We start from the raw sequence: 14,231 nt of genomic DNA on the forward strand, positions 1-14,231 counted from the left end.
ATCATGTACTCTAAGTGTGACGTCTTAGGCATGCGTCTTTTCCGAATTAGCTTTACTCAATAAATTAATTGTAAAAACTCTTCAGTTGTAATTCCACCAAAGTAAGTTGGAATATCAATATCCGCTAACGCTTCAGCAATTGCTGCTCGATTATAGTTTATCCCAACTAGTCGTTGTGCAACATCAGCCATGTCTCCTACCCCAAAGAAATCACCAAAAATATGCGCCTCTTCAATAATGCCGTGATTTACCTCTAAGCGAATATCAATGCCTCCTGTTGGGAAACGATGTGTTTTTTGAATATTAAAGCGTGGGGATTTACCATAGTTCCACTCCCAAGTTTGATAACGTTCTGCGGATAGTTTATGGATATTTGCCCAGTCTTCCTCCGATAGTTCATAGTAACGAATATTTTCCTCACCATTAAAAATGGATTTCAAAATTTCTAATCGGAACGCTTCAACAGTCATCTTATCCTTCAAAAATTCTGAGATATTAGCCACTCGTGAGCGAATTGATTTAATGCCTTTGGATTCTATTTTATCCTTCTTCACTTTTAAAGCAGACACAACAGCATCAATTTCTGTGTCAAACATCAATGTGCCATGACTAAACATTCGCCCCTTAGTAGAGAATTGTGCGTTTCCGGAAACCTTACGTCCCTCTGCCAAAATATCATTACGCCCCGAAAGCTCTGCATTGACACCCATTTTGGCCAATGCTTCAACAACAGGCTGCGTGAATTTTTTATAATTCATAAAGCTTTCGCCATCATCTTTGGTAATAAAGCTAAAGTTAAGATTTCCTAAATCATGATACACTGCACCACCACCAGATAGTCGTCGCACAACAATAATGCCGTTGTCCTCCACGTAATCTGTATTAATCTCTTCAATAGTATTTTGATTTTTTCCAATGATGATGGAAGGCTGGTTTATGTAAAAAAGGAGTACAGGTTCCTTTTCAACATCCATTGTTTTTAATAAGTACTCCTCAATGGCAAGGTTAATGCGTGGGTCATGAATTCCTTTATTATCAACAAAAATCATCGTTTGCTTTTCCTCCTTCACAAAATATCCATATTTATTTTAACGCAAATTAGGCATTTTGTGTTGACGAAAAGCATCTGTTATAATACACTAGGGAATATCAAAACAGTAATAGTACAGATGAACTTAAAGGAGGAGTCCACAATGTTAGAAAACGTAGTTGAATTTTTCAAGAACCTACCTGCAAAGCAATGCACAGAATGCGGTGAAAAAATTGAAGAACAAAGTGAATGCTACAGCAACACTTGTGAAAAATGTAACCACCTATAAGCATTTGCCTATTCTGTAATATTGTCATTTACGTGCCCCACACGTACTATTAATGACACCCCTCATCATTTTTGATGAACCCTTAATTAAATCTCTTACACTTACGAAACAACAGCTGATACGCTCATATCAGCTGTTGTTTTTTTTGTTGTTTCTGGGATCTAGCAGATTTTTTCATTGCCTGGGTAGAGGAGACTTCCTGCCTGAGTGAAATTCTACTTAGCATGAGCAGTTTTTTCTTTCACCCGAGCAGTTTTTCCTCTTAGCCGAGCGAATTTTTTCTCAACCTGAGCAGTTTTGAGGTTAGTATAAAAAGTGGACACGGAAAACTGAGAGTAGCTATGATAGAAATAACTATTTTAAAGGACGTGTACCGAATGACTAAAAAAATAACCCAAGAATATCGTGATTATGTTGTGAAATTAGTAGTAGAAGAAAATCGAAAAGTAACAGAATTATCGTATGAATTAGGGCTTGGGGAATCTTCTATTCACCGCTGGGTAAAAAAGTATCGTGATGGAAAAAAGCAAGAAAATGGCGACGTGAGATATATAACCCCTTCGGAGCTAAAGAAGCTAGAAGCAACTTATGAAAAGCAACTTCGTGACTTAGAAGAGGAGAATGCAATTCTAAAAAAGGCGATGCACATCTTTGCCAAAAACCCGCAGTAGTGTTTGAATTTATTGAAGCGCATAAACAGGAGTTTTCGATTGTAAAGATGTGCCGTGTTCTAAAAGTATCGACGAGTGGCTATTATAAATGGTTGGCAAAACAGGCAGCACCGATAACAGAAAAAGAAGAATATAAAATGAAAGTCACACAAAAAATTAAACAATCGTTTCATGAAAGCTATGGTACGTATGGCAGCCCGCGAGTACATAAAGATCTGTTGGAATGGGGTTATCCTCTTTCACAAAAAACAGTGGCAAACATCATGCGAGGACTGGAACTGTGCGCAACACAGCCGAGAAGCTATGTGACGACAACAGATTCAAATCATGATGCACTGGTGTATCCTAATATACTGAAACGCATGTTTTATGTGGAAGAACCAGATCAAGTATGGGTCGCTGATATTACCTATATCCGAACGCTGGAGGGATGGGTGTATTTAGCGAGTATTATGGATTTGTATTCTCGTAAAATTGTAGCGTGGGAAATGGCCGATCATATGAAAGTAGATTTAGTGTTAATAGCTTTGAAAAAAGCGTTCTTCATACGCCGACCAAAAAAAGGACTCATTCATCATTCAGACCGTGGGGCGCAATACTGTTCAACGGAATATATCGAACTTTTAAAAAAGCATGGTTGCCAAATTAGTATGAGTAAAAAAGGTGATCCGTATGACAATGCCTGCATTGAATCGTTTCATGCGACCATAAAAAAAGAAATGATTTATCGCCAAAAATTCCAAACAAAGAAAGCAGCCTTCAAAGCGATAAATGGTTATATTTCAAATTTTTATAATGAACATAGAAGACATTCGACCCTTGGCTATCGTTCACCGAACCAATTTGAACGCTTGACGTTTCAGAAACACGCAAGTTAATCTCAAAACCGTTTCAAGCGATGGAAATCAATTGTTCAAGCTCTTTGAACAATTGACTTCCATTGCCCACCAAACGCAGTGCGGTAGCTTTGAAGCTCTCACTTTTTTATGTCCACTTTCTTGACAGAAGACCACTTTTTCCTTTCACCTGAGCGAATCCTTTCTATACCCGAGCAGGTTGCCTCCCACCTGAGCGAATTTTCCATCAACCCGAGCAGTTCTTCCTTCTACTTGAGCGAATTCTTTCTATACTCAAGCAATTTGCCTCCTATCCGAGCAAATTTTCTCTCAACCTAAGCAGGTCTGGTCTTCTACCTGAGCGAATCCTTTCTATACCCGAGCGGACCTCCCCTCCACCTGAGAATTTTCTCACAATAGCCAAGCCCATGAAAATACTCAATACAATAGCAACATAAAAACACCCACCATTTAATTGGTGGGTGCATAGTAAGTTGAATTTTAATTTTCTTCGGCTACTTTGGAATAGCGTTTTGTGTGTAGTAACATGAAGTATCCGAACGTAATTGCTAAGAATGCAACTAGGAAGCCTAATAGAACGCCATAGTTTTGCATTAAGAATGTCATATCGCCTGTAGAAATACTTGATTTAAAGGCTTGAACAGTATATGTCATTGGTAATAGTTTATTAAATACTTGTAACGGTGATGGGATTAACTCCAGTGGGAATGTTCCCGCACTTGTTGTTAATTGTAAAATTAGTACAACAATTGCTATGAAGCGTCCTGGATCACCGAAGATGGACACTAACATTTGAATTAAAGCTAAGAAAACATAGCTTGTTAATAATGCTGTTAATATGAAGTATCCTAAATTATTTACTTCAAGACCAAGTCCCCATTTAACAATAACCACTGTTAATATAGTTTGAATTAAGCCAACGAATGCTAATACTGACACCTTACTTGTAAACCAAGCTGCTCCATTTTTCGGACGAATAGCTGGCTCTACTAGTGGGAACACGATGGAAATTAATAATGCTCCAACGAATAGGCCAAGGGAAATAAAGTATGGAGCGAAGCCTGTACCGTAGTTAGGTACATGGTTAACAGATTCCTTATCGACTTGAACTGGGCTACCTACCATATCATATGTGTCTTTATTTGCATGAACTTCATTTGCTTTCTCACTTGCTTCACCTAATTTGCCAGATAAAGTTGATGTACCATCTGCAAGCTCAGTTGAACCATCTGCAAGTGTTGCAGAGCCCTGTGCTAGCTCACCAGATTTTGAGGCAAGTGTAGATGTACCTTGATTTAAAGTTGTTGTACCATTCGCTAATTCATTTAAACCAGACGCTAATGTTTTAGAACCTGTTACTGCTGTTTTCACGCCAGCATTTAGTTCACCTAATTTTGCTGCTAATGTCGTATTACCTGCTTGAAGACCCTTAGCGCCTTCCACTAATGCATTACTTTTTGCAGTTAGTGTGTTAGCCCCTGCTAACACTTCTGCCTGACCTGCTGCAATTTGAGTAGCTCCAGAGCTAACTTGATTTGCACCAGCTTGTAATTTTTCTGTGCCTGCAGATAACGAATTTAAACCATTATGCACGCTAGCACTTCCAGCTTGAAGCTCTGCTAATGTTTGCTTTAATACTGCTGCTTGCTCTTCAGGCATTGAAGCCATCATACCTTGTAATTGGTTAGATAAGGCTGTAATTCCTGCTTCTACTTTTGCAGAGCCAGATGTTAATTGGTTTGCTGCACCATTTAATGCACCAGCGTTCTCAGCAATAGAAGCTGCGCCTGAACTAATCTGTTGTTGTTTGTCATTTAAAGTGTTTAAGCCCGCTTCCACTTTCGCAACACCCTGTGTATATTGCGTTAAACCTTGCTCAAGACTTGTAGCACCATTAGCTGCTTGTTGGGCACCTTTTTGTAATTGCACTGTACCATCCTGAAGCTTTACTAAACCAGTAGATAAATCATTTGCACCTTTGGCAGCATCTCCAGCACCTTTTGTGATTTTATCTGTACCATTTGATAACTCAATTGTGCTTGATGCTAGTTGCTCAAGATAACCTTTTAAATCTTTCGCACCATTAGCAACTTTTTGAGCACCTTCATCTAGCTTATTGGAGCCATCAGCAGCTTCTGTAAAGCCATCTCCAAGTGTTGCAATGGAATCAAATAATTTTTCTGCATAAGTCGCTGAAACCTGTGCATTTACTTCCGCACGTACACGATCCATTGCTGTTTCACCAATCTGTGCACCAAGGAAGTTTAATCCTTCATTCGGAATATAGTTCATCACTAATTTAGAAGGTTTGTCATCTAATAGTGTTGTAGCATGATCAGAGAAATTTGTTGGAATTTCTAAAATCATGTAATAGTCACGGCCATTTAAACCTTTTTCAGCCTGTTCTTTAGATACTTCAATAAAATTAAATTGCTCACTATCAACAAGCTTTTCGACTAGGGTATCACCTAAGTCTAATTTTTCCCCATCCATTTCAGCACCTTTATCTTCATTGACAATTGCTACTGGTAGGTTAGGTAGGCCTGCATATGGATCCCAGAAAGCCCATAAAAACATGCCTGCATACATGACTGGGATAAATAATACAGCGATGATTGACACAAGCATTTTTCTTGTTTTCAAGATTTTCAGCCATTCAGCTTTAATCATAAAATTACCTCACTCCTATACTAGTTGACCGAAAACGTCAGTCGGTCATTTTAATCCAAAAAATTGAAACCTTCCATGAATAGACTGGCTTAATCCAGTAATCAAGTTAAAATTAGTCCACGAAAGATTGTTTCTTTAAAAAGATTTAAAATCTTTTCCTCGGGAATCATATCACCATGTAGTTCATGCCAATCAACGACAAATGCTAGATATGCCTTTAGCAATAGATAGCTTACTAATTCTGCATCACAGTCTCGAATCTCACCTTTATCAATACGCCTTTGAATTAACTCAGCAACATACGATAAAATCTCAGTCTCGATACGGATGAGAACTTGTTTGACAACTGGCGTTCGTAATTCTTTTTCCTCCTCTAATAACTTCGCAAATAAAAGATGTTTTTCACGGAACTGGAGCATTTTCATTAAAGCATTATGTGCATTGTCCATAAAACTAGCTGATGCATCCAACACTGCATCTGCTTCTGCCTTCATCTCTCGTACAAGTGACATTGCTATCTCTTGAAATAAAATTTCTTTATTTGCAAAGAATGTATAAATCGTACCCTTACCGACATTAGCAATTTTCGCTACTTGCTCCATCGTTGTCGCCTTGTAACCAAACAATGTAAAAGATTTTGCAGCTGCTTCAAGAATTTCCTGCCTACGATCCATTAGTAACATCCTTTCTTGTTATGTTATGTACATTCTTAGTACACAGAAACAAAATGACCAGAAAACCATTTCGGTCATCTGGTCATTATCATATTCCTATTTTAACAATAATGCAAGTGTTTAATCATGATTTTTTTCATTTTTTTCTTCATCACTTTGCTCTGTATCATTACCATGGTTCATCATATTATTATCCATGCTGTTTTTCGCTTTGTCATCCTCTGGTACAACCTTTGACATATCTGGGTTTCCAGCTATAATTTGTTGTTTTGGCATATTATGTACGCCATTAGCAGTTGTATGAGCGTATATATAATAAACACCATCATGGTCGAAAGTCGTTGTTGCTTTATAAACGCCGTCCTTCTCTAAATTCCCTTCAATCATTTGTCCTTCATCACGTTTGCCAGATTCCCAAACCTCAAATTCTACAGCAGCATTATCGACATTTTTTCCACCCTGCTCTACATGTGCAGCAAGTTCAATTGTTTCATTAATTGCTACTTCTTTTGCTGTTAAAATTTCAACATCTGGTATTTGAGGTACCTCTGGCTCCTTTAATGTTGTCGGTTCTTTTTCCCCACACCCAACTAATAATGCAGGTACTGCTATTAATGCAAACAACCACTTTTTCATTTATTCTTCCTCCATTAATGGCAACGTAATCTTCACCGTTGTGCCCTTTTCTACTTTACTTTCAATTTCAATTTTACCGTATAGCTGCTTTAAAAGCTGCTCCACAATTGATAGGCCTAAGCCACTACCACCATCTGCTCGACTACGAGCCTTATTGACACGATAAAAGCGCTCAGTCACATGTGGTAGGTCCTCCTGTGGAATACCAATTCCATAATCCTTTATTATAATCTGAGCATTGTTATGATTCTCCACAGCTACTATTTCTATCTTTGACTGCTCATTCGAGTAATTAATAGCATTTTCTATTATATTAATAAAAACCTGCTTCAGCTTGATTTCATCTGCTTTGATAATTAAAGCATCGTCAGCATCTAAATGGAGTGCTATCCTCTTTTTTTCTGCCTGATGAGTTAATATCTTTTGTACTTCTCGTAATGTTTCAGCAAGTGGAATTGGATATAGGGTAATTTCTTTTTGCTCATTCTCCATCCGAGCTAGTTGAAGCAGTTCATTTGTCAAACGCTCCATACGATTTGCCTCGCGAACAATCAGCTGAATGGTTTCTTCTTTCTGTTCTTCCTGTATGAAACCATTATGCAATGCTTCACCATAGCCTTTCACATAACTAATAGGCGTCCGTAATTCATGAGAAACGGTAGCTAAAAATGTTTTTTGCGCCTCATCCTCTTGCTGTATAGAAGCTGCCATTTTATTAAAGGTACTAGATAATCGGCCAATCTCATCCCTTGAATTAACCGGCACACGAGTTCCATAATTTCCATCCGACATTTCTTCTACTGCCCTTTGCAATTCACTTAACGGTCGCATTATATGGCGAATCCCTTGATAAATTAAAAAACTTATTACGAGTAAAAATAATAGGGCGCTTCCAACTAGAAAAACAACCTGTTCATTTGCTAACTCACTAATTTTTGCCAATGGAAAGTAAATATAGATAATGCCTTCAAGTCTATTTTGATCTACTAATGGAAGTACTACAGAAATAAGCTGTCTGTCAAACCGAGGCTCATACCCTATTTTCTGTACATAATGACCTGCTAATAATTGCTGGCGATCCTCTGGACCAATCAATGTTTCATAATCAATATCAAATGGTACACAAGCGCTAAGCTCACGAGGATTTCTGACTGCAAAAATATTTAAATTTGAATAATTACTATAATGTTCAATATCTGCAATAAATTCATCTGTTACCTTTCCGCCTGGAAACATAGTTTGTAACTTCGTACCGACCTCAATCATCATATCTTCTGTGTCTTCCACATAAAGTCGTTCATATAAAAAATCAGTCAAAACATACATAAATACGACCGTTATAATTAAAAAAGTAAAAATTAATATCCAAATACGAGTAGAAATCTTTTTCATTCGTTTGCGTCAAAACGGTAGCCTACTCCCCAGACGGTTTGTACATATGCCGCTGCTTCCTTTCCAAGCTTCAGCCGTAACGTTTTAATATGTGTATCCACAGTTCTTGTTCCACCAATATAATCAATATCCCAAATGCGTTCTAATAATTGCTCCCGCGTATATGCATTTCCTGGATTTTTCATAAATAGCTGCAATAGTTCAAATTCCTTTAGCGTAAGTGGGATACTTTTATCATTCACAGAAACTTTTCGAGATATTTCATCTAACTTTATTGGTCCAATAACAATATATTTTTGCTGTATTTCCGTTATTCTTGAGCCAGTTCTTCTCAAAACCGCACGTATACGAGCTAGTAGCTCCTCTACTGTGAATGGCTTGACAATATAATCATCCCCGCCAAGCGTTAGCCCCTTTACCTTATCTTCATTTGCGTCACGGGCAGTTAAAAATATGATTGGTACATTCGACATTGCTCGGATACTTTGACATACTACAAAGCCATCCTCATGCGGCATCATAACATCTAGTAAAACCAAATCAATTTGTTCACGAACAATAATATCATATGCCTCCATACCACTTGCTGCAGTAAAGGTTTCAAAATTAGAATTTTTAAGCATCATCTCTATTAGATTGCGCATATCTCGCTCATCATCAACAATTAATACAGTTGTCACAATTTTTCCTCCCTCACTAACAGTTGAAATGCACCTTTTCCAACATCCACTGTTTTTTCTACATGACCATCCTTAATAAAATACAATGTGTGATCATCATACCCGGCAACTACAATATAATTCTTAAATTGATCAACAACAAATGGATTAGCCCCTACCTCTAGCTGCCATTTCACCTTACCATTAAAGTCAGCTACATATAATTCATTATGTCCATGACTAATTACAAGTACTGAATCTTTCGTTTTTGTTAATCCTACAGGCATTAACGGCATCTCTATTTCACCTTGCAATTCGCCTGTAGCTAAATCATAACGCTTTACAGAGCTATTAGGTTTACTGCCATCACCATGCCCTCCAACCCACAGTTCATTTGTCTCTTCTATTATCGCTAAACCATGTGCTGATTTTGGAATGACCCATTCCTGTTCAACCTTCAGATTTTTGACATTTAAAATTGATAATTTGGTATCTTTAAAATTTATGATATATAGCTTTTCCTTAAAAGCTACCATGGACATAGGGTAATTACCTAACTGCTGTGAGGCAAGCTCATTTCCCTTCTCATCAAAGCTTGTCACTGTATTCGTGGTGCTATTCGTAATAAAGAATTGTTTATCATTTTCGGAATAATAAACATTTGTAGTACCCATCTTCACTTTTTTTGAATAGAGCTTTTCCCCAGTTGATAATGTATAAACATCAATTTTATCTAACTGATGACCGAACAATAATATACGATTGTCTCCCAGCAATACTGCACCAGTATAAGCTTTATCGAACAACCATGTGGCAATTACCTTCCCCTGTTCATCTATAAAATCTAATGATGGTTCTTGTATATTTAAAGACGCAATAAAGTTCTGTTTGCTCTTGATAGGCTTAAAGGATAATTCCTTACAGCCAGCCAACCATACTACTAGAAGTAAAGAAAGAATGAAGAATGCAATCCTTTTCAACATCATCACCTCTGCCTCTTAACTATACTTCACATTTGTGAAATCCGAGTGAAACTTGATTGGTAATTCTATGACAAACCAGCGGCATTGTCAGATCCATTATAAAAATAATACTACTAACAAACATTTATCCAACTCTCCTCCTTTAGAAAACATATACTACATAGATTCTGGAAAGGAGGCTTTTTTAGTTATGGTGTCAATTAGCTTATGTATGATCGTAAAAAATGAAGAAGATGTTATTGGTAGATGTTTAGCATCCGTTAAAGACTTGGTTGATGAGATTAATATTATTGATACGGGTTCTACCGATAGTACAAAGGAAATCGCTAAACAATTTACAGATCGAATTTTTGATTTTAATTGGATTCATCATTTTGCAGCAGCACGAAATTTTTCATTTCAACAAGCAACAAAGGAGTATATTTTATGGCTTGATGCAGACGATGTATTTTTAGCGGAGGATCAGGAGAAATTTAAATCTCTAAAACAATCATTAAACTCAAATATAGACGCAGTTTCAATGAATTATCACTTAAGTTTTGATAGTGAGGGCCATGTAAGCTCTCTAATAAGAAGATATCGTTTAGTAAAAAGGGATAAACACTTTCAATGGATAGGAGCTGTCCACGAATATTTAGAGGTAGGTGGCCATCTTTTAGATAGTGATGTCGCTGTCAGCCATTTACCACTTAGTCATGATCATACTCGAAATATTAATATCTATAGGCAACTCGTCCAATCTGGAGAACCTCTTTCCCCCCGTGATACATTTTATTACGCAAATGAATTACTAGATCATGGACAATTTGAGGATGCACTATTTTACTATGAAACATTTTTAACCTCTAAATTGGGCTGGGTAGAAGATAATATTCAAGCATGCTACAAATTAGCAGATTGCTATTCCAATTTAGATGATAAAGGAAATTATTTGAGCTCTATATTGAGAAGCTTCGAATATGATATTCCCCGCCCAGAAGCGTGTTGTAGACTAGGATTCCATTTTATGGATAATTATAAAAATTACGAAGCTATATTCTGGTACGAACAAGCCCTCATCATTAAACAAAACCCAAACGCCCCATTCCAAAATAAAATCTATACTACGTGGTTACCTCATTTACAACTTTGTGTACTTTTTGACCGCTTGCAACAATATGAACTAGCCAATGCCCATAATGAATTAGCTAGATCGTTTATTCCAAATGACGAAAAGGTTTTACACAATAAAAAGTATTTTGAACGAATCTTAGCGAAAGACCATAAGAGCTCTTAATATATTAATTAAATTAAGTTTTTTAAAGTTATAATCTGGCATAAAACAACTTTTCAATAAAACTTCCAAAAAATAAACTATGAACAAATCCTATTTATCAAAAAAAGAGGTAATTATCTATTTCTTCTATCATCTCAATGAATACGATATCTGAGAAAGGAGGTGAGAAAATGGATTTTGCAAATTTTAAAAATAGGATTTGTAGTAGATGTAACTCATTTCCTTGTAATTGTAAAGGGAATTTTCCTCAAAATTGTCCTATTTGGCCAGTTAAACCTACGGGACCTACCGGAGGAATTACAGGACCTACTGGCGCTACTGGACCTACTGGCGCTACTGGCGTTACTGGTGACACTGGCGCTACCGGAGCTACTGGGGTTACTGGGTTAGCTGGAGTCACTGGACCTACTGGCGCTACTGGGGTTACCGGCGTTACTGGGGACACTGGCGCTACCGGAGTTACTGGACCTACTGGAGTTACTGGACCTACTGGAGTAGCTGGGTTAGCTGGAGTCACTGGACCTACTGGAGCTACTGGGGTTACTGGCGTTACTGGACCTACTGGTGTGGCTGGGTTAGCTGGAGTCACTGGACCTACTGGCGCTACTGGGGTTACCGGCGTTACTGGGGACACTGGCGCTACCGGAGTTACTGGACCTACTGGAGTAGCTGGGTTAGCTGGAATCACTGGACCTACCGGAGCTACCGGCGTTACTGGGGACACTGGCGCTACCGGAGCTACCGGACCTACTGGAGTAGCTGGGTTAGCTGGAGTCACTGGACCTACTGGCGCTACTGGGGTTACTGGGGACACTGGCGCTATCGGCGTTACTGGACCTACTGGTGTGGCTGGGTTAGCTGGAGTCACTGGCGCTACCGGCGTTACTGGTGACACTGGGCCTACTGGGCCTACTGGTACTGGTGTGACTGGCTCTACTGGACCAGCATTTACAGAAGGTTTCTCAGCATTTAATAATGGTATAGCAGTAAGTGCTTCTAGTACAATCGAAAACTGGAGTGTTGCATCGCCGTATTTCACAACACCAGCATTCAATCCAGTAACAGGAATTTTCACTGTTCCAACAACCGGAAGATATGCTTTTGAGGCTACAATCAACTACTCTACAACTGCAGCTCTTACTTTAAGTTTAGGTCCTACTGTCAATCCGTCATTCGCAATTCGCAGAAACGCATCAACAAATTTAATAAGTGGGTTATTCCCTGTATTAAACGTAGCAATACCTGTGGTGTTAACTTTACGCGCTGTTCTTGGTAATGGAACAGTAACATTAGCTGGAGAAGTCGAGTTAAATGCAGGTGATACTATTGATTTATTCTACAATGCTAGCGGTTTAACAATCGGGCTTACTCTTGGAGGAGCTAACTCTGGCGGTATTGTATGGTCATGTCACCGAATTTCATAGCATAAAAGAACAAAAATTTTTACTGGTTGAACAACTATCATTCTCTATATGATCTTTACTGGGAAAGTAAAAGCTTACTTTCCCAGTTCTCTATTTCAATGTATCTAACTTGTGCAATGTTTACTTTTAAACGCTCCTATTTCATACTTTACAAATAATTTATCGCGGAATCTCTTAAAAGCAATTAAAAAGTAGTACAAACATTGTTCAAGTTTGTACTACTTCTAATAACTATTTAATCCATAAACATTTCCATTAGTACTTCGTCAGCAACATTTTTACCTTGTTCAACGCATTCAGGTATTGATATTCCTTCGAAGGAACTTCCCGAGAGCTTAACAGTCGGAAAATGTTCACGTAATTCTTGTTTTACACGCTCTATCTTTGCCTCATGCCCTACCGTGTACTGCGGCATAGCATTTTTCCAGCGGGAAACTACAGTCATTAACGGTTCTCCATCTACACCAACCGTTTTCATTAAATCCTGCAACACAGTCTTTTCAATTTCTGTATCGGATAACGCTACAATTGCCTCGTCGCCCACTCGGCCAATATAACTACGTAACAGCACATAATCATCAGGTATTGTGCCAGGCCACTTTCGATTTATCCAAGTACAGGAAGTTATTGAAAAATCACTATTTCGGGAGACAAAAAATGATATTGCATCTAGATCACCTAACTGTTCTTTTTTAAATGCCATTGTCACAGTAGCAATAGTTGCTGCCTTCATCGTGCTCAATTCAGTTAATAGCTTGTGTTTGCTGAACATTTTTCTTGCCACATTAAATGGTGTAGCAATAATAACGGCATCTGCTTTTAATTGTGTAAAATTGTTTAACACAACTTGGACAGTACCATCCATACCATGCTCAATTTCCTCAACTTTAACACCCTTCATAACTATCCCAGGCAGTAGTGATTCTTCAAGTTTTTCGATAAGTGTCTCAAGACCATTATTAAATGTTTGAAAGATCCCCTTACTTTCCGTATTGAGATTGTTATTTAAAAAATTCGTACCCGACTTTTTCATACCAATAAGTAGGCTACGATATTTTTGTTCTAATCCATAAAGCTGTGGGAATGTTGACCGCATGCTTAACTGCTCAATATCACCAGCAAATGTTCCAGCAAGTAATGGCTCTACTAGATTTTCCACTATTTCAGCACCAAATCTTCTTCTAAAAAATTGCCCTAATGGTTGGTCATCATCCTGTGCAGAGCGAGGGATGAAAAAATCCCCCGCTGCACGAACTTTGCCGCTAAGTGAAAACAAACCTGATGTAATAAATGACGAGACATGTGGTGTTGCCCCAGACAAAAGATTACTGGGGATTGGATACAATTGACTACCAACAGCAATGTAAGTCGGTCCTGTATTGCTTGTAATCATTTCCTGTTCAATGCCTAAATCCTTTGCCAAAGCATATACATAATTCTCACGATCAAAGAAAGATTCTGGCCCGCGCTCGATAATAAAACCATTTTTTCTGAGTGTTTGAATTTTTCCGCCAAGACGTAGTGACGACTCGACAAGTACGATATCTAACGGCAATTCTTTTGCGATTGCTTCTTTTTGCATATAGAACGCAGCTGTAAGACCAGTAATGCCACCGCCTACCACAACTACCTTTCGTCTTTTCTGGGTCACCAACATCATCACTTTCTTT

General features: G+C 38.1%; 13 protein-coding genes. 5 read left to right on the plus strand and 8 right to left on the minus strand.

Annotation, left to right across the window (positions count from 1 at the left end; all coding sequences use genetic code 11):
* Nucleotides 1-56: 56 nt before the first annotated feature.
* Nucleotides 57-1,049, minus strand: a complete 993-nt coding sequence (gene lplA / locus QNH24_RS21705; RefSeq protein ID WP_283869502.1) for a lipoate--protein ligase — start codon at nucleotides 1,047-1,049, stop codon at nucleotides 57-59.
* A 144-nt stretch (nucleotides 1,050-1,193) separates the two neighbouring features.
* Between lplA and yhfH the strand changes: the two genes are divergently transcribed.
* The 3 genes from yhfH to QNH24_RS21720 all read left to right on the plus strand — a co-directional run bounded on the left by yhfH (nucleotide 1,194) and on the right by QNH24_RS21720 (nucleotide 2,868).
* Nucleotides 1,194-1,319: a protein YhfH gene (gene yhfH / locus QNH24_RS21710; protein WP_012292204.1), complete on the plus strand. Its 126-nt coding sequence runs from the start codon at nucleotides 1,194-1,196 to the stop codon at nucleotides 1,317-1,319.
* Between the two features lie 377 nt (nucleotides 1,320-1,696).
* A complete protein-coding gene (locus tag QNH24_RS21715; RefSeq protein WP_283868388.1) occupies nucleotides 1,697-1,990 on the plus strand; it encodes a transposase in 294 nt (97 codons plus the stop codon).
* Entirely contained in the window at nucleotides 1,990-2,868 is an 879-nt protein-coding gene (locus QNH24_RS21720) for an IS3 family transposase (protein WP_283868389.1), read from the plus strand. Before QNH24_RS21715 ends, QNH24_RS21720 begins: the two co-directional genes overlap by 1 nt.
* 459 nt (nucleotides 2,869-3,327) lie before the next feature.
* On the opposite strand, the gene QNH24_RS21725 is transcribed toward QNH24_RS21720, so the two are convergent.
* From QNH24_RS21725 to QNH24_RS21750, 6 genes are all read right to left on the minus strand, one after another.
* Nucleotides 3,328-5,517 (minus strand): YhgE/Pip domain-containing protein, encoded by a 2,190-nt coding sequence (locus tag QNH24_RS21725; RefSeq protein WP_283869503.1) that lies wholly within the window; start codon nucleotides 5,515-5,517, stop codon nucleotides 3,328-3,330.
* A gap of 101 nt (nucleotides 5,518-5,618) precedes the next feature.
* The gene (locus QNH24_RS21730; protein ID WP_054772371.1) at nucleotides 5,619-6,191 is read right to left on the minus strand and encodes a TetR/AcrR family transcriptional regulator; all 573 of its coding nucleotides are present in this window, start codon (nucleotides 6,189-6,191) and stop codon (nucleotides 5,619-5,621) included.
* Nucleotides 6,192-6,311: 120 nt separating this feature from the next.
* Nucleotides 6,312-6,827: a FixH family protein gene (locus QNH24_RS21735; RefSeq protein WP_283869504.1), complete on the minus strand. Its 516-nt coding sequence runs from the start codon at nucleotides 6,825-6,827 to the stop codon at nucleotides 6,312-6,314.
* Nucleotides 6,828-8,219 (minus strand): sensor histidine kinase, encoded by a 1,392-nt coding sequence (locus tag QNH24_RS21740; RefSeq protein ID WP_283869505.1) that lies wholly within the window; start codon nucleotides 8,217-8,219, stop codon nucleotides 6,828-6,830.
* A complete protein-coding gene (locus QNH24_RS21745; RefSeq protein WP_283869506.1) occupies nucleotides 8,216-8,899 on the minus strand; it encodes a response regulator transcription factor in 684 nt (227 codons plus the stop codon). The genes QNH24_RS21740 and QNH24_RS21745 overlap by 4 nt, the downstream gene beginning before the upstream one ends.
* Entirely contained in the window at nucleotides 8,896-9,864 is a 969-nt protein-coding gene (locus tag QNH24_RS21750) for a YncE family protein (protein ID WP_283869507.1), read from the minus strand. Before QNH24_RS21750 ends, QNH24_RS21745 begins: the two co-directional genes overlap by 4 nt.
* A gap of 187 nt (nucleotides 9,865-10,051) precedes the next feature.
* Here QNH24_RS21750 and QNH24_RS21755 point away from each other — a divergent pair, with 187 nt between their 5' ends.
* Nucleotides 10,052-11,137 carry a glycosyltransferase family 2 protein gene (locus tag QNH24_RS21755; RefSeq protein ID WP_283869508.1) on the plus strand — a complete coding sequence of 362 codons (1,086 nt, stop codon included), beginning with the start codon at nucleotides 10,052-10,054 and terminating at the stop codon, nucleotides 11,135-11,137.
* A 170-nt stretch (nucleotides 11,138-11,307) separates the two neighbouring features.
* Nucleotides 11,308-12,561: a collagen-like domain-containing protein gene (locus QNH24_RS21760; RefSeq protein WP_283869509.1), complete on the plus strand. Its 1,254-nt coding sequence runs from the start codon at nucleotides 11,308-11,310 to the stop codon at nucleotides 12,559-12,561.
* Nucleotides 12,562-12,796: 235 nt separating this feature from the next.
* On the opposite strand, the gene hemY is transcribed toward QNH24_RS21760, so the two are convergent.
* A complete protein-coding gene (hemY, locus tag QNH24_RS21765) occupies nucleotides 12,797-14,221 on the minus strand; it encodes a protoporphyrinogen oxidase (protein WP_283872919.1) in 1,425 nt (474 codons plus the stop codon).
* Between the last annotated feature and the right edge of the window lie 10 nt (nucleotides 14,222-14,231).

It is taken from the genome of Lysinibacillus pakistanensis (assembly GCF_030123245.1).
GTDB lineage: Bacteria > Bacillota > Bacilli > Bacillales_A > Planococcaceae > Lysinibacillus > Lysinibacillus pakistanensis.